Source organism: Bradyrhizobium sp. McL0616 (assembly GCF_049993385.1).
GTDB lineage: Bacteria > Pseudomonadota > Alphaproteobacteria > Rhizobiales > Xanthobacteraceae > Bradyrhizobium.
On record NZ_CP188255.1, the window covers coordinates 7,275,510 to 7,291,657 of the forward strand.

Here is a 16,148-nt window from a genome sequence, read left to right on the forward strand (position 1 = left end):
TTCGGTACCAGGGGTTCTTTTATGACTTTCGCATCACGTCTCGCTGCGGTCGCGCTTGCCGCGCTGGTCGGCTGGATCGTGCCGGCCTCGGCCCAGCAGGCGCCGCCGCCCAATTTGCCGCCGCCGCAGCGGACCCCGACGCCCACCACCTACGGGCCGGACGAACTCGTGAACGCCGGCCATCGCTTCTTCGGCAATGTCTCGCGCGGGCTCGCCTCGATCATCGAGAAGGCGGTCAGCCAATGGGGCCTGCCGAACGGCTATATCCTGGGCGAGGAAGGCTCCGGCGCTTTCGTCGCCGGCCTGCGCTACGGCGAAGGCACGCTCTACACCAAGAACGCCGGCGACCTGCGCGTCTATTGGCAGGGCCCCTCGCTCGGTTTCGACTGGGGCGGTGACGGCGCGCGTACCATGACGCTGGTCTATAATCTGCCCGCCACCAACGCGATCTACCAGCGCTTCGCCGGCATCGACGGCTCGGCCTATATCATCGGCGGCTTCGGCATGACGGCGCTCACGTCCAACAACATCGTGCTGGTGCCGATCCGCTCCGGCCTCGGCCTGCGGCTGGGAGCCAATATCGGCTACCTCAAATTCACCCCGCGAGCGACCTGGAACCCATTCTAGGTCTCCTCCTCCGATCCGGTTCCGGATTCACGTTAACGACAGGGCGGGGCTGGCTTTTTGCCGGCCCGCCATGCATTGTCGTTGGTAAATTTTTCCTTAGCTTTTGGAGTTCTGGCCCATGGTCGAGCCGATCATGTACTTGGCGATCGGTTTCCTGCTCTCGATGCTGTGCGGGCTTGCGATCGTGCCGTTGGTGCATAACCGCGCGGTGCGCCTGACCACGCGCCGGCTTGAGGCGGCGACCCCGCTGTCGATGGCTGAGATCCAGGCCGACAAGGACCAGCTCCGCGCCGAATTCGCCATGTCGGCGCGGCGCCTGGAGATGAGCGTCGACCAGCTCAAGAACAAGACCACGAGCCAGCTTGCCGAGCTCGGCAAGAAAAGCGACGCCATCAACCGCATGAAGATCGAGCTCGGCGAGAAGAACGCCACGATCTTCGCGCTGGAGGCCCGCGAGAAGGCGGTCAAGGAGCAGCTGCGCGCCACCGAGGAGGAATTCAACACCAAGACCGCAGCCTTGCGCGAGGCCGAGATTGCGCTGAGCGACAAGCAGGGCGAGCTCGCAAAAATCAACTCCGAACTGTCCGACCGCTCGTTGATGGCGGAGAGCCGCCAGGTCGAGCTCGTCGCGGTGCGCGCGCAGATCGACGAACTGAAGAATCGCGTCGGCGATGCCGAGAAGGAGTTCACCGCGACACAGGCGCGGCTGACGCAGGAGCGCACGGAATCCGAGACCGCCTCGCGCGAGCTCGGCGATGCGCGCGGCCGCGTCGAGAATCTGAGCCAGCGCGTCACCGAGCTCGATCGCCAGCTGATCGCGCAGGTGAAAGAAGCCGAGATGCTGTCGGGACGCGTTACCGACCTCGAAGGGCGCCTTTCCACCCAGGGCAAGCTGCTCACCGAGCGCGAATACGAGAACAACCAGCTGCGCCAGACCAATGAGGGCTCCGATCGGACCATCAAGGAGCTGCGCGTCGAGATCGCCGCGCTGAGCGGCGGCAAGTCGTCCGCGGCAGTCGAGACGCTTCGTGCGGAGAAGACCGCGCTGGAAGACCAGCTGCGCACCGCGCGCGACGAGCGCGCCAAACTCCAGCGCGACATCAATGCGATCCAGCAGCAGGCGGAGAGCTCCTGGGCGACCGAGCGCATGGAAAACGCGCTGCTGCGCGAGCGCATCAACGACATCGCAGCCGAAGTGGCAAAGCTCGCCATGCAGCTCGAAGGCCCGAACTCACCGATCGAGGCCCTGCTCGCGGCCGAGGCCGGCCAGGCCCCGAAGCCGGCGCCGCGCCCGGCCAACGATACCGTCACGAACGGCGCGGCCACCGCCAGCCTCCCCGAGGGCGGTGGAACGCTCGCCGAGCGCATCCGCGCGCTCCAGGCCCACGCCTCCCGCGCCCGCCAGCAGGGCGCGTAAGCGGACCGAAAACGCGGTTTCCTGCGCGAATTGCGTGACCTGCGGAAGGTTTTTCAGCCCCCGGGGCGCCTCAAAACTTGACAGCTTTGGCCCGCACTTCTAAATCGCGGTCTCCGATGTGCTGGCCGGCCGAAAAGTCCGGCCGTCTGCATGATGGTCCCGGGTGCATAGCTCAGCGGGAGAGCGTTCCCTTCACACGGGAGAGGTCCAAGGTTCGATCCCTTGTGCGCCCACCATTCATCTTCCCGAACCTGACCGGTTGCGAACAAGCATCGACGCATGGCGGCGTTCGGGACCGCCTGATCAAAAATGTCGAAAACAACCCCATGCACAGTAGCCGGCACCAGCCGGATCAACATGTTGCGGCTTTTCCGAACTCGCTTGCTCCGTCGGGCAAAACAGAGGCATGATGGCATCATCCGGAGAGAGGCCTATCGGACTGTCAGTCGCCCTGGTGTCCGCGGTTGAGAGCGCATAGCCGAAGACCTTCACTTCAACAGCGAAACAAGGATTTGCGAGAGAGACACATATGACGCTCGTGGTGGCGCATGCCAGTCCAGATATTTGCTTCATGGTGGGAGACACGCTCCTAAGCCACGAGCATTTTCAGCTCAAAGGCGATATCGGACCCATCAACGGCGAGTTTCACAGCCTCAAGATACAAATACTGTCTGGGGAGCTCGCGGTTGCTTTTGCCGGAAACTTCGATGCTGCCTATTCCGCAGTGGCCGCCTTGAAGCTAGAGCTTTCGGATGATTCCACGATAGACTCTGCCGTGTGGCTCGCATCCAAGAAGCTCGCTGATGTAGACTTTCTCGTCTTGAAAAACGAAGAGAAGAAGCAGCTGTTTGTGATCGAACACGGGGAAGTACGACAGGCAACTGACGCCCACATCGGAGACGGAGAAGAATGGAATCGGTTGTTGCAACTAAAGCAACCTTACAAGGGTGCGCTCGAACGGCATACGATCGATGAGAATGGAGGAATAACGAGATCCGACCTGGTCACTAGCGGCGAGCAAGAATTCGACGTCGTTTCGGATGCTATTGAAGCACTCTCGCGAGATCGAGTAGGTCGAAAGCAACCGACCGTTGGAGCGATTAGTGGCTGCGTCGTTCGTATTGTGGATGCCCGAATTTCAGGGCAGCTCGAATACCTTCAGGCTGTCGAGGCCTCCAATTTTCCTTGGGAGCCTGCTGGCGGGTTCACCCTTTTGGCGTCGAACGAACTATCACGCGGCATCGGCATTTTCTTCAGGGTCGGAAGGAAGGGCTTCATACTACCGGCGGGAGGCACACTGCCGTGCGTGGCAAGCACCGCAGAAACTTTGCAGGCATTTATTGAAGAAGCTCGCGTCAAGTTTGGAATGAAGCTAACTGGCGGCACTTGGGTCGAACCGGCGTAGCCGGTTGAATTTCTTGGAACTCTTGATCAGCCAAGGAAAAGGCTGTTGTTGTTGGTATTGCAGGCAACGCCTTCCGTCCGGCATCTTCGCAGGGACCGGCAAGCGGCGGCGCCGTCCGCGCGTGCGGACAGCGCCATCGCCGGCGTTACGCCGATGGGAATGGCTGCGCAGCCTTGGTGTATTTGAGCGCACCGATGCCAAAGCCTTCCTGACTGCGGCTTTGAACGAATTCCTTGTGCTCGTAGAACGGCGACACCTCGCGCCATAGCTGCGGGACGCCGCCCGCCCAGGCGCTGGTGTTGCCGCTGGACTCGACGATGTCATGGAAGAGGATGATGCCGCCCTCCCGGACGAACTGCCGGTAGCAGAGAAAGTCCTGCTTGACGCCCTCGTAGCGATGATCGCCGTCGATGAACAACGCGTCGATCAATCTGCCATTGAGGAATTTCTCGACCCGCCGGACCGTATCGTCCGCGTAGGACGGCATGTCGAAGAACGTCCATTGCTGCTTCGGCGTCGCTAGCAGCTTCAGCATTTCCTTGTTCTTCACGTGCAAATCGATGCAAACCATGGTCTCCATCGTCGGCAGAAATCGCCCGAACAAGAGCGACGTTCCGCCGTTCAGCGTTCCGATCTCGACCACGAGCTTCGGAGCGGACGCCGAGATGTAGTCGAGGGCCGAGGAGATCTCCGTCTCGATCTGGCAGGAGCCTGTGCCCATGTGCTGCTTGGTGAAGTCAATGACGTCCTGCACGCTCGATCCGCGCTTGTACTCCCCGATGATCTCGTCGCGCTTTTGGGTATTGAATTTGAGGCGCAGTGCTGGGCCGCTATCGGCCAGACGTTTCTTGATCTGTCTGACGGCGAGAACGGCAGGGTGAAATTTCAGTTCCGTCAATCGCGCGTTAAAGGCCTTGCTCAACGACATTATCGAACCTCACTTCGTGCAGAGTTGCCCGACAGCTCCAAATGCTAGGGTCGTTTCAAATTTTGATCAACTTAAGGTTTTTGCTTGACAGCGAGATGAAACGTGGAGCTCGGATCGCTACGCGATCTCGATAAGCTCGATCTCCTGTGTTCCCGAGCCGACGACGTCACCGACGGCCTTTCCGATCAGCAACCTCGCGACCGGGGATACGAACGATATTGACCCCGCCTTCGGATCAGCTTCATCCTCGCCGACGATGCGATAGGTCTGCACGCGGCCATCGGCGCGGCTGAAGGTCACGGTGCTGCCGAAGGCGACCGTCTCGTTCGACGCCGGATTGGGGACGAGTTGCGCCGTGCGCAGCCGTTCGGTCAGATAGCGCGCGTCGCGCAAGGGGACCGCCGATTGCCGGCGTTTTTCGTTGACGTCATCGATGGCTTGCGCGGCTTCATAGGCCTCGCGCGCCTGTTGCAGCTGCGTCTGCAATGCCTGCAAGCCCGCGTCGGTCACGAGGTTTGGATGCGGCGAGATCGGGCGATCTGGCAACAACGTCTCGGACGCAGTCTCGGCGCTTTCTTCCTTGGTAAAGGCGACGCTCAATCCAGAAATCCCATCGAACTGTTTCGGGTCACGGCCGTAGCAGACCTAAAGCGCGATGAGATTAGATGAATCGTCATCGCGCTTTAGGTTTTTGTTTTTGAGCATGATCTTTGCGGCAAACCGCATCACACTTTTCCGGATCATGCTCTATATCTCAAGTTCGACGAAACGACGGAGCTTGAAGACGAGATCCGGCATGGCCTGGCGGAACCGCGTCGCGTTCCGGAACGTGGTCGAGAACGGCGCGAAGGTGATCATCGCGTTCCAGTGCCGATAGCCGTAGACCGTGACCGAGGCGCCGGACGCCGGAAAATCCTCGATCTTGCGCAGCTCCCCGAGCACGAGATCGGCAATCGCCGCGGCCGGCAGCAGCCGCTTGCCATCCGGCGTCAACGGTAGACTGGCCGGCCCGACCGGCTTTGCAGAGGCCACCACAGCATCGGATGCATCCTGAAGCTTCGGAGCTGCGGCTTCCGGGATTTGCGCCACCACCGGTTCCGGCCCGCGCGCCGGCGCAGCCGGACCGAAGTCATCAAGCGGAGGGAGGCTGGCAGCCTCTGCACGCTTGTTGCCTCCCAGGATGCTGCTGATCATCGCCACAAGGCCAGCATCCTTTGCATCATCACTCATTGACTGCTTCCCCCGGGGCTTTGGCCTACTGTAACACCAGCACCGTAGGCCGCCACAGGGTCGGCCAGTCAGATCGAGCCTTCACTCCTGCATGGCTCCAGACCAGTATGGCTCCAGACCAGTTTCACCGCGGCGCAACGCGAGACGGCGTGGCGCCGCGATCCGTCACTGCTTCTCGAATGGAATATATTGCTGGTACTGCTTCGGCACCGAGCCGCGATAGCGCGCCGGAACGGTGCCGCTATCGACCGAATGATCGATCTCCTGCTGCCGCGTCATCTTCTTCTTTGCAGATTTCTTCTCGGCGCTCTTCTTCGAGCCGGTCGACGGGCTCGACGTGTCGGTGGCGGCGCTCGGCGTTGTCGTCGCTGCTGGCGTGGAGGTGGCGGCCGGCGCAGTGGAGGCAGCAGCCGGTGCGGTGGTCGCGGCTGCCGGCGGGGTGCCGCCTGCGGCCGGAGCGCCCTGCGCCAACGCGAGCGATGTTTGCATGACGAGCGCCAGCGCTGCGGTCGCAGCCAGCAAATATGATTTTTGCATCAGAACCTCCAAAACAACTGATCCCCAATGACGGAAGCGTAATCCCGCGGGATCGACCCGTGCAAGTGCCCCGAACATGGGCCGGGACCAGGCTGCAAACTGTGGCCGAGATCACATAGCCCACGGCAGCTTGTATCATCATAGCGCATGTGGAACGCCGCGCGCACTGCGGACACCAGGATGCGCACGACAACGTGTCGCGCGAGTCCCGGAACACAGGAGGCTCGGCCGAAGTTCCTCATCCACCCGTTCTCGAATGGAGACTGACATGCGTCGTACCATCCTCACTCTCGCATCACTCGCAGCGCTGATTGCCGCGACATTCCCTGCGGCCCAGGCCCGCGCCGGAAATGACAGATACTGCCTGCAAGGCCGCAGCTGGGGCTATCCCGGCAACTGCCAGTTCGCGAACTATCAGCAGTGCCAGGCTTCGGCTTCCGGCACGTCGGCCTATTGCGGCATCAACCCGCGCTACGCGTTCTCGCAATCGCGCGACTATTGATGACGCGGCGTGCGCACGCCGCTACAATTTTTACGCGAACATGATGTTCGCCACGACAATCGCTTCGCCGATTAGGTCGGCGAAGCTGACACTGCACAAAACCGATGACGTCGATGACGAGAATGTTATCCGGCATCGGCGCAGGAAGAATTTGCAAAGCGCATCCGCAGCTTGCTCTTAACGTTCCCTCCCGGAACCGCATCGATGCTGCGCGGTGTGTGAAGTAGCGGCTTGTGACGCCGAATTTCGCGATCTAGCCTCACCTGCATATTTTATTACGAACAACTTTAGCTTTAGTCGTTTTTCGCCGTAACTTTTCATGGAGGTTATTGATGAGCAGCCGTCACGCCATTACTCCCCGCGGTCTGAACGCAACCCGTTCGTCGCTATCGCAAGGCCGCTTCGGCCGCATGTTTCGCAATCTGACGCCGGCAAAATTCGGCCCGAACGACGCCGACAACATCGGAAATCTCGCGGCGCTGGCCGACAACATGGTCGGCGATTTCGACCCGCCCAAGGACAGTCCCGATGCCGAGGAAAGCGGGATTCCCGCGCTTTACACCTATTTCGGCCAATTCATCGATCACGACATCACCTTCGATCCCGTAAGCTTGCTGACCAAGCAGCAGGACCCTGACGGGCTGGTCGATTTTCGCACGCCCGCGCTGGACCTGGACAATCTCTATGGGCGCGGTCCCGGCGACCAGCCCTACATGTACGACAACAGCGGCAAGTTCCTGCTCGGCGACCCCTTGACCGGCACCGGCGTGTCCAATGCCAACGACCTGCCGCGTTTCAAGGGCCGCGCGCTGATCGGCGACCCCCGCAACGACGAGAACAGCATCGTGTCGCAGTTTCAGGGGCTGATGCTGCGCTTCCACAACCGCATGGTCGACGACAATGACACCCTGTCCTTCCAGGACGTGCAACAGCGCGTCCGCTTCCACTACCAATATGTCGTGCTGAACGACTTCCTGCCGCGGATCGTGCACGACAGTGTCCTCAGCCAACTCCGCACCGGCGGTCGCTATGACCGCAGCAGGCTGGCTTACTACCACTGGAAGACTTTCCCGTTCATGCCGGTCGAGTTTTCGGTTGCGGCCTATCGGCTCGGACATTCGATGATCCGCCCAGGCTACCGGCTGAACGATGCCGACAACATGCTGCTGCAGATCTTCCCGGATCCGAACAACCCCGACACGAACGCGCTGACCGGCTTCCGCTCCATGGGCCCGGGACGCGCCATCGACTGGGGGCGCTTCATCGACATCGACAAGCGCGCCTATGGCGTCGATGGCGACAACACAAGCACGGACAACAAGCGGCGGCTTCAGTTCGCCTATCGCATCGATACGTCGCTGGTCGATCCGCTGCGCAAACTGCCGCCGGAGGTCGCCTCCAATCCGGCATCGCTGGCGCTTCGCAATCTCGAACGCAGCTGGCGGCTCGGCCTGCCCTCGGGGCAAGCCGTCGCCAGGGCGATGCACCTGACGCCGTTGACCGACGAGCAGATCATCATCGGCAGGGCCGTCGACACGCCCGAAGCAGGCGATCCGCAAGTTGCGATCGCGTCGATTGCGAACGGCGTGTTCAAGGACAATTGCCCGCTCTGGACCTACATCCTCGCCGAAGCGCGTCAGTTCCAGACCGCGGTGACGATTCCCGTCACCGGCACAGCGGTGACGGTCAACACGCCGCAGCTCGGACCGGTCGGTGGGCGCATCGTCGCCGAAGTCTTCCTCGGCATGATGTTCGGCGACAGTTCGTCCCTGCTGTCGCTCGATCCGAATTGGGCGCCTGTGACCGGCCCCGATTTCGAGTTGAAGGATCTCGTGGCCTATGCGCTGGGCCAGGGCGGTCCGCTGCACTGAGCGGCGGTCGACGATAACGGCAAGGCCGCCCGCGTTGTATGGGCGGCCTTTCCCGCTCAGAGCGTGAAAACAGGTTCGCAGGCTGTCCCTGTCCCCGACGGGAAAAGGTGAACCACGTCTTGAGCGCGCATCGTTTCAACCAAAACTCGGCCAGCTCCAGGGCGTGTCCTGACAAACTCGTCGCGCCCGGTTTGCTCTCAGCAAGGCGACATTGATCCGACATGCCACCATGTCGGTCTTGGCCCAGAAGCGGTCATCAGCCGGCTGACAAGCGCCTGCCTGCCTCCACGCTGGCCCACTCAGAACGAGGGCTGCTCTCCGGCATGAAACAGGCGGCCCTTTTGGGGCCGCCTGATTCAGCCTCAGAGCGGATGACCTATTGGCAGAGATGCCGGAGGCCGTCAGCACCCTTGAAATAGGTGCCGGGCCTGCAGACGATGCCGTTGCGGGCAGCATACGCATTCCAGTTGCCGTGCCAGCCCATCTCGCCGGCCCCGGACATGGCGTAGGAATTGCCCCAGCTGCCGACGGTAGCGTCCGCCGCCACCGGCTGCCGATATACCGTTCGCCGATTTGATTGCCGATATTGATAGCCGCTGGTGGGAGTACTCCCGGTTCCAAGACCCGTGCAGCTCGCGAATTCAGCTTGGCATTCGTCAGGATTGGAAAGGGCCGCCTGCGCCAGTGCAGCAGAGCTGGACAGGGCGGATGCCACAATCACGACTGCGGTAAGAACTTTTAGATTTAGCATGGCTTCCTCCTTGCGCTTGAACCGTGGCACAATGCCACGTCTGGTAGTAGCCGATCGACGTTTGCGAGCCTGTGCTACGTCGGCAAAACTCACACCGCCAGGATTTGGACTGCTTTGGGTCAGAAGCGGTCTTCGACTTAGGCCGCCGCGAATATCCGCTACGGGCCAGGAGCTGTGACATGACGCGCCGCGCGATGTTCGACGGATTTCGCTGGACACTGGCACGCCAACGTCCGGTCGGGCCCCGAGGGCCACCGGCCGGATTGCTGTGGCATCAGTTGTTCGCGCCGGCGCGCGCATGCCTAATGACCTGCTGCTCGTCGCTGGTGAGCTGTACTGGCCCGACCTTGACGGTGAGCTTATCAAGCTTGCCAGTGAAGCGGAAGGGCACCTGATAGTCCTGGTCTTCAACGCCGGTGCGGGTATCGACACCCACGTCGAAGGTTTCGTCAATTGACATGATGAATGGAAGGGTGTGCGGGACTTTGCTGGTCGCAGCTTCCTTGTCGTCCACCTTCAGGACGCCCGTGCCGCCCTTGCCGAAGCCGGGCCCATCGTATTTGAAGTCGAACACGATAGTGTGCCTGCCCGGCGTGAGCGCGTCCTTGCCTTCCCAGCGGAAGCGTTCGAGGTCGGCGAAGTTATAGACGAAAACCGGCTTGCCCTTGAGCAGATACAGTCCATAGCCACCGAAACGGCCGCCGAGGGTAACGAGCATCCCTTCGGTGCTGTCCTGCGAGCCCGTACGCCCAACGGTGGTGCCCGCGCCCGGAATGTCGAGCTCCGCGGTGATCGTATAGGACCTGTTCAGGATGCTGGGTGCATCGCTTGTGGGGATACCCGACAGCTCACCCGAATAGGTGAAAACGTTCCGACCGGCGGTCGCGCTTGGCCTTGGTGCGATGATGCGTTGAAGGACCGAGTTGTCCAGCGGAAACACATTGTACTTCGCCGCCTCTACCATGAACAGCTGCTGCATCTCCCGCAGCTTGTCAGGCATCTTTCCCGCGAGGTCGTTGCTCTCCGAGTAGTCCTCGGCGATGTTGTAGAGTTCCCACTTGTAGCCATTGACCACATCCTCGGGCAGCTTGGCAGTTCCAAGAAGCCATGGCGGCGCAGGTGGTGTTGTGGCCGCGATCCAGCCGTCGTGATAAATTGCGCGGTTGGCGAACATCTCGAAATACTGCGTCGTTCGCGTGGACGGCGCGTTGGCGTTCGCCTTGTCAAAGGTGTACGCCATGCCCACCCCTTCAATCGGTTTCTGCGCGATGCCGTTGACCATCAGCGGCGCCGGAATGCCCGCTCCCTCAAGGATGGTCGGTACGATGTCGATCATGTGGTGGAACTGGGTGCGGATGCCGCCCGCATCCTTGATACGGTTCGGCCAGCAGATCGCCATGCCTTGGCGGGTGCCACCAAAGTGCGACGCGACCTGCTTCGTCCACTTGAATGGCGTGTCGAAGGCCCATGACCAGGCCACCGCCATGTGCGGATAGGTCGCCGCGGAGCCCCAGGCGTCATACGCCTTCAACTGCTCGGAAATCGGAAGATCCAATATGCCGTTGTAAGCGGTATACTGGTTCGGCGTCCCGCGCGTGGTGCCTTCCGGACTCGTGCCGTTGTCACCGCTGATGTAGATGATCAGCGTGTTGTCGAGCTTGCCTTCGTCCTGGACTTCCTGGATCACGCGCCCGATCTCGTGGTCGGTGTAGGCGGCATAACCGGCGAACACTTCAGCCTGCCTCGCGAACAGCTTCTTCTCATCGGCCGTCAGCGTATCCCATCTCTGCAACTCGTCCGGCCAGGCTGTGAGCTGCGTGTTCTCGGGGACGACGCCAAGCCGCTTTTGATTGGCGAAAATCTGGTCGCGCAGGGCGTTCCAGCCCATGTCGAACTTGCCCTTGAACTTGTCGATCCATTCCTTGGTCGGCTGATGCGGCGAATGGGTGCCGCCGGGCACGTAGTAGAGGAAGAACGGCTGCTCCGGAGCGGCCGCATTGATCTATCGCAGGTGGGCGATCGCGTCGTCCGCCAAGTCCGTGGTCAGATTGTAGCCGGGGTTTCCGACCCAGGGGAAAACCTGGGTGGTGTTCTGGAACAGGTATGGCGTCCACTGGTCGGTCTCGCCGCCCATGAAGCCGTAGAAATAGTCGAAGCCCATGCCGATGGGCCACTGCTCGAACGGTCCCGTCACGCCGTACTGATAGCTCGGCGTGTTATGGTTCTTGCCGAACCAGGACGTGGCGTAGCCGTTCTGCTTCAGTATCGTGCCAATGGTGGCGCTCTCCGGTCCAATGATGCTGTCGTAACCCGGATAGCCGGTCGCTTGCTCCGAGATGATGCCGAAGCCCACCGAGTGGTGGTTGCGGCCGGTGATCAGCGCGGCCCGCGTCGGCGAGCAAAGTGCCGTGGAGTGGAATTGAGTGTAGCGCAGCCCCATCTGGGCAATGCGATCCATCGCAGGTGTCGGGATCACGCCGCCGAACGTCCCCGAAACTCCATAGCCCTGGTCGTCAGTCATGATCAGGAGCACGTTGGGCGCGCCCTGCGGCGGCACCACTCGGGCGGGCCAGTACGGTTTGGACTGACTGGCCTGCAGGTTGATGTCGCCGCCAAACTTCGGCGGCGGCGGCGGAAGATACTTTCCATCTAGCGTCGTGGTAGCCCCGGGTGAGCCCGGCGTGCCGGTGGTTTGCTGCGCAAGGCTGGTTCCCTGCGCGCACAGCAAACAAGCGGCGGTGAGTGCGGTGCCACAAAGCAGCAAGTTGCGGCGGTTCAGCAAGCGGCCTTCCGGCTTTGAGCTATCGTCATGCTGACCGGTGCGGGGCATTGGAAGCTCCCTCTTGGAGACGTCAAACCCTGTGGACGCCCAGCCGAGGCACAATGCAGCAACGCTTCTGTTGATCTAGATCAACGTTCCGCCCACGGGCCCGAAACGTCGGCTTCGGGGTCATAAGCAGTCGATGCTGGCCAAGCGGAGCGACTTCGGCTTTGTCCTCGAAATCGGACGCTAATGAGTACACGCCCTAATGGGCGGCCCCGAGGCCGTTCTCCGCGAGGCGCGCCGCAAACCAGAGCGACAACGGCTGATCCGCGGCGCCACTGACATAGACTTCCGACGTCGTGACATGATGCTTGTCCAGCACCAGCAGCACGCCGATCCCATAGGCGAACCAGACATGCGGATCGGTCATCGCCTTCAGCTTGTGCTGGTCGTGCTCGAGCGGCGTGTGATTGCTGGCCTTGCGGATCTCGACGGTGAGCAGATTGTTCGGGATCTCGCGCTGATGCACGACGACGTCGGGATAGATCGACTTGCCGAGATGATCGTCGGTCGAGATGATGGTGCCGTGCGGCAGATGCAGCGTACGCTCGCCGAGCCGGTCGTAATTGCAATCGACGGCCCAGCCCGAGAACTGCCGCTCGAGATAGACGGCGAAGCGGTGCGTAACGGCACGCTCGCCGATGTCCTTCTCGAACAGGAATCCTTCGTGGACGTAGAAATCCCGGAGCGCCGCGATCACCTTGTTCAGCTCGGTCTGCATCCTGCCTCCGGGCCCTCGGCGCTCTGGATAATACGCCCTACATCTTCACTTCGATCAGCCGCGGTCCCGGCTCGGCGACGGCCTCGGCCAGCGCCTTGTTGAACTCGTCGGCATTGGTGACGGCGCGACTTGGCACGCCCATGCCCTTCGCCAGCGCGACGAAATCCAGCGTCGGCCGGTCGATCCTGAGCATGTCGTTGGCGCGCTGGCCGGGCTCACCGGCACCGACATTGTCGAACTCGCCGCGCAGGATCTGGTAGATGCGGTTGGCGAACACGATGGTGACGATGTTGAGGTTTTCGCGCGCCTGCGTCCAGAGCGACTGGATCGTGTACATCGCGCTGCCGTCACCGACCATGCAGATCACCTTGCGGTCGGGACAGGCGATCGCGGCGCCGATCGACAGCGGCGTGGAGAAGCCGATCGAGCCGCCCATGTTCTGGAGCCAGTCGTGCGGCGCGGCGGCCGCCGTCGGCGGGAAGAACGCTCGGCCGGTGGTGAGGGACTCGTCGACCATGATCGCGTTCTCGGGGATCGCGTACGCAATCGCCTGCGCGATCGAGGCGTGGGTCAGCGCTCCGGTCGGCTTCACCAGCTCAGCCACGGCCTGCGGCTTGACGTCCTTGGCGCTGGCCTTCACGGCACCGGCGAGTGCTTCGAGTGCCGCGACCGAATTCTCGCCCCAGGAGGTCATGCGATGCACGTCGCAGCCCTCGGGCTTGAGCATGCTCGGCCTGTTCGGATAGGCGAAGAACGCCACCGGATCGTCGGACTCGACCAGCACGATGTGACGGAATTTTGCCAGCATTGGCAGCGCGTTCTCGATGACGTAATGGATGCGGTCGATCGAGTAACGGCCGCGGCCGCGCGCCATCCTGGGACGGAAGGTCGGGCCCATCACCGTGCAGCCGGTCTTGGCGGCAATGCGCTCGGCCAGCGCCAGACCTTGTTCGCTCAGCGCGCTGCCGGTCATCAGCAGCAGCGTGCCTTCGCCGTCACCGTGCAAAATCTTGGCGGCCTGCTCGACCGCCTGCGGCGAATAGCTCGCGCGCTGCTGCTCGGCCGGCACCTCGGCGACGCCATCGGCCTCATTCCAGGCGGTGTCGGCGGGCAGGATCAGGGTCGCGATCTGCGGCGGGGCGCTTTTGGCGGCGGCAATCGCCGCGGCACCGTCAGCGGCGACCGATTTGGAATCCGGCGAGGTGCGGACCCAGGACGACATCGGCCGCGCCAGACCCTCGATGTCGGAGGTCAGCGGCGCGTTGAAGCCGATGTGGTAGACCGCGTGCTGGCCGACGATGTTGACGATGCCGGAATTCGCCTTCTTGGCGTTGTGCAGATTGGCCAGGCCGTTGGCGAGGCCGGGGCCGAGATGCAGCAGGGTCGAGGCCGGCGTGCCCTTCATGCGGAAATAGCCGTCGGCAGCGCCAGTCACCACGCCTTCGAACAGGCCGAGCACGCAGCGCATGCCGGGCACACGGTCGAGCGCTGCGACAAAATGCATCTCGGAGGTGCCTGGGTTGGTGAAGCAGACGTCGACCCCACCCTTGACCATCGTCCGCACCAGACTTTCCGCACCGTTCATTCTTCAGCTCCCGCAACCGGCCATTTCCAGTGATCCATGCGATCAATCATTGTTCGCGGTCCCCGTCAAAGCAATAGCCTGCATCGCGGCCCTGCCCCGCACGGCGACGCACTGGTTTGGCTAATGCTTTTCGGCAAATTGGCGCGGTTGCCGATTTGGTAACGCCAAGTGTTAAGGATGACCTCCTCACGGGGCCGTGGCTTGCGAAAAGCCCGCAAATATGGCCTCTGGTCAGCGTTGAATCGAATTTTTGCTGGGGGATACAATGATCCGGTTTTTTGCCGCGCCGATCGCCGCCATCGCACTGCTGACGGCCACCGCCGGTGGCGCGCTCGCCGAGGAATTCGACTCGCGCGACATCATGGGCGGCGGCCCGAACTTCTTCCGCGGCGGTGCGAACCCGATCCCCCGCACCACCGTCAACTATTCCGGCAACTACGCCCCCGGCACGATCGTGGTGAACACCAGCGAGCGCCGGCTCTATCTGGTGCTCCAGAACGGCCAGGCACTGCGCTACGGCATCGGCGTCGGCCGTGACGGCTTCCGCTGGGGCGGGGTGCACAAGATCACCGCCAAGAAGGAATGGCCGGATTGGACGCCGCCCTCGCAGATGATCGCGCGCCGGCCCGACCTGCCGCGCCACATGAAGGGCGGCATCGAGAATCCGCTCGGCGCGCGCGCGATGTATCTGGGCTCGACGCTCTACCGCATTCACGGCTCCAACGAGCCGGAGACGATTGGCCAGGCGGTGTCTTCCGGTTGCTTCCGCATGACCAATGACGACGTCAGCGACCTCTACGGCCGCGTCGGGGTCGGCACCACCGTGGTCGTGCTGAACAACAACTAGCCGGCCGGCCAAAGCGGGAACCCGCAGGGCGCGTGAATTTGCGGGCTTGTGTGCGCCTCGCGAATACGGCAGCGTTGCGCGACGATGCGCGCATTGGATCTGCCCTCGGCCGCCCTTCGCTTCGCCCTGCTGGCGCTCGCAGCGCTCACAATTGCGCCTGACACCGCTACCATGGCCAAAGCGGGCGAACTGCCCGCGATCGTCTCGCGCCAGCGCGCCGAGAAGAAGAGCTTTACCGACGCCGAGATCGTCGACGGCTTTCTGAAGACCGCCTTCGGCGCCGAATACCACCTCGCCGGCCGCGTCGATCGCATCCGCAAGTTCGACGGACCGGTGCGGGTGTTCGCCGAGACCGACCGCGCCGACCGCAAGGCCCAGCTCGCCAAGGTCGTGGCCGACATCGGCACGCGCGTGCAGCATCTCGACATCGCCATGACCGACACCAGCGAAGCGGCGAATGTGCGGGCGAAGCTCGTGCGCGACCGCGACCTCTACCGCACCATCGCGAGCTTCTACGGCGCCGAGAGAGCGCGCGAGATCCGCACCTCGCTCGATCCGCAATGCCTGTCCGGCTTCCGCAAGAACGACAATTTCGAGATCGAGCATTCCGACGTCATCCTCACCGTCGACAATGGCGACTTCACCTTCCTCGACTGCGCCTATGAGGAACTGCTGCAATCGCTCGGCCCGATCAACGACACCACGAGCGTGCCGTGGACCATGTTCAACGACAATGTGTCGATGGGCTATTTCGACGTCTACGACCAATACATCCTCAACCTGCTCTACGATCCCCGCATCAAGGCGGGCATGACCGTGCTTGAGGTGAGGTCGGTGCTGCCCGAGGTGCTCGTCGACGTGCGCGCCTGGGTGAGGCGGGTGAATGATCTGAAGGAGTGAGGG

14 protein-coding genes, 1 tRNA gene and 1 pseudogene are annotated in these 16,148 nt (G+C 62.3%); 8 read left to right on the plus strand and 8 right to left on the minus strand.

The window, feature by feature from the left end; all coding sequences use genetic code 11:
* Window positions 1-21 precede the first annotated feature (21 nt).
* From ACPPVR_RS34940 to ACPPVR_RS34955, 4 genes are all read left to right on the plus strand, one after another.
* Window positions 22-627: a DUF1134 domain-containing protein gene (locus ACPPVR_RS34940; protein ID WP_426611062.1), complete on the plus strand. Its 606-nt coding sequence runs from the start codon at window positions 22-24 to the stop codon at window positions 625-627.
* 118 nt (window positions 628-745) lie between these two features.
* The gene (locus ACPPVR_RS34945) at window positions 746-2,044 is read left to right on the plus strand and encodes a hypothetical protein (RefSeq protein ID WP_426611063.1); all 1,299 of its coding nucleotides are present in this window, start codon (window positions 746-748) and stop codon (window positions 2,042-2,044) included.
* 161 nt (window positions 2,045-2,205) lie between these two features.
* Window positions 2,206-2,280, plus strand: a tRNA-Val gene (locus ACPPVR_RS34950).
* Window positions 2,281-2,573: 293 nt separating this feature from the next.
* Window positions 2,574-3,449 carry a hypothetical protein gene (locus ACPPVR_RS34955; RefSeq protein ID WP_426611064.1) on the plus strand — a complete coding sequence of 292 codons (876 nt, stop codon included), beginning with the start codon at window positions 2,574-2,576 and terminating at the stop codon, window positions 3,447-3,449.
* Window positions 3,450-3,594: 145 nt separating this feature from the next.
* On the opposite strand, the gene ACPPVR_RS34960 is transcribed toward ACPPVR_RS34955, so the two are convergent.
* From ACPPVR_RS34960 to ACPPVR_RS34975, 4 genes are all read right to left on the minus strand, one after another.
* Complete coding sequence (locus ACPPVR_RS34960; protein ID WP_426611065.1) at window positions 3,595-4,371, minus strand: class I SAM-dependent methyltransferase; 777 nt, start codon at window positions 4,369-4,371, stop codon at window positions 3,595-3,597.
* 123 nt (window positions 4,372-4,494) lie between these two features.
* A complete protein-coding gene (gene greA / locus ACPPVR_RS34965) occupies window positions 4,495-4,977 on the minus strand; it encodes a transcription elongation factor GreA (protein WP_426611066.1) in 483 nt (160 codons plus the stop codon).
* Window positions 4,978-5,124: 147 nt separating this feature from the next.
* Window positions 5,125-5,607, minus strand: coding sequence for a hypothetical protein (locus ACPPVR_RS34970; RefSeq protein ID WP_426611067.1), 483 nt, complete (start codon window positions 5,605-5,607; stop codon window positions 5,125-5,127).
* Window positions 5,608-5,772: 165 nt separating this feature from the next.
* Complete coding sequence (locus ACPPVR_RS34975; RefSeq protein WP_426611068.1) at window positions 5,773-6,144, minus strand: hypothetical protein; 372 nt, start codon at window positions 6,142-6,144, stop codon at window positions 5,773-5,775.
* Window positions 6,145-6,412: 268 nt separating this feature from the next.
* On the opposite strand from ACPPVR_RS34975, the gene ACPPVR_RS34980 reads away from it, so the two are divergent.
* Both ACPPVR_RS34980 and ACPPVR_RS34985 read left to right on the plus strand, forming a co-directional pair.
* The gene (locus ACPPVR_RS34980; RefSeq protein ID WP_426611069.1) at window positions 6,413-6,646 is read left to right on the plus strand and encodes a DUF3551 domain-containing protein; all 234 of its coding nucleotides are present in this window, start codon (window positions 6,413-6,415) and stop codon (window positions 6,644-6,646) included.
* A gap of 332 nt (window positions 6,647-6,978) precedes the next feature.
* Complete coding sequence (locus tag ACPPVR_RS34985; RefSeq protein WP_426611070.1) at window positions 6,979-8,517, plus strand: peroxidase family protein; 1,539 nt, start codon at window positions 6,979-6,981, stop codon at window positions 8,515-8,517.
* Between the two features lie 376 nt (window positions 8,518-8,893).
* Here ACPPVR_RS34985 and ACPPVR_RS34990 read toward each other — a convergent pair whose 3' ends face one another.
* From ACPPVR_RS34990 to ACPPVR_RS35005, 4 genes and pseudogenes are all read right to left on the minus strand, one after another.
* Window positions 8,894-9,268: a hypothetical protein gene (locus ACPPVR_RS34990; RefSeq protein WP_426611071.1), complete on the minus strand. Its 375-nt coding sequence runs from the start codon at window positions 9,266-9,268 to the stop codon at window positions 8,894-8,896.
* A gap of 274 nt (window positions 9,269-9,542) precedes the next feature.
* A pseudogene (locus tag ACPPVR_RS34995) lies at window positions 9,543-12,098 on the minus strand (arylsulfatase).
* A gap of 196 nt (window positions 12,099-12,294) precedes the next feature.
* The gene (locus tag ACPPVR_RS35000) at window positions 12,295-12,813 is read right to left on the minus strand and encodes a hypothetical protein (RefSeq protein WP_426611072.1); all 519 of its coding nucleotides are present in this window, start codon (window positions 12,811-12,813) and stop codon (window positions 12,295-12,297) included.
* A gap of 37 nt (window positions 12,814-12,850) precedes the next feature.
* Window positions 12,851-14,398 carry an acetolactate synthase large subunit gene (locus ACPPVR_RS35005; protein WP_426611073.1) on the minus strand — a complete coding sequence of 516 codons (1,548 nt, stop codon included), beginning with the start codon at window positions 14,396-14,398 and terminating at the stop codon, window positions 12,851-12,853.
* A 265-nt stretch (window positions 14,399-14,663) separates the two neighbouring features.
* On the opposite strand from ACPPVR_RS35005, the gene ACPPVR_RS35010 reads away from it, so the two are divergent.
* Both ACPPVR_RS35010 and ACPPVR_RS35015 read left to right on the plus strand, forming a co-directional pair.
* Entirely contained in the window at window positions 14,664-15,245 is a 582-nt protein-coding gene (locus ACPPVR_RS35010; protein WP_426611074.1) for a L,D-transpeptidase, read from the plus strand.
* An 84-nt stretch (window positions 15,246-15,329) separates the two neighbouring features.
* The gene (locus ACPPVR_RS35015) at window positions 15,330-16,145 is read left to right on the plus strand and encodes a DUF2927 domain-containing protein (protein ID WP_426611075.1); all 816 of its coding nucleotides are present in this window, start codon (window positions 15,330-15,332) and stop codon (window positions 16,143-16,145) included.
* The last annotated feature ends 3 nt before the right edge of the window (window positions 16,146-16,148 follow it).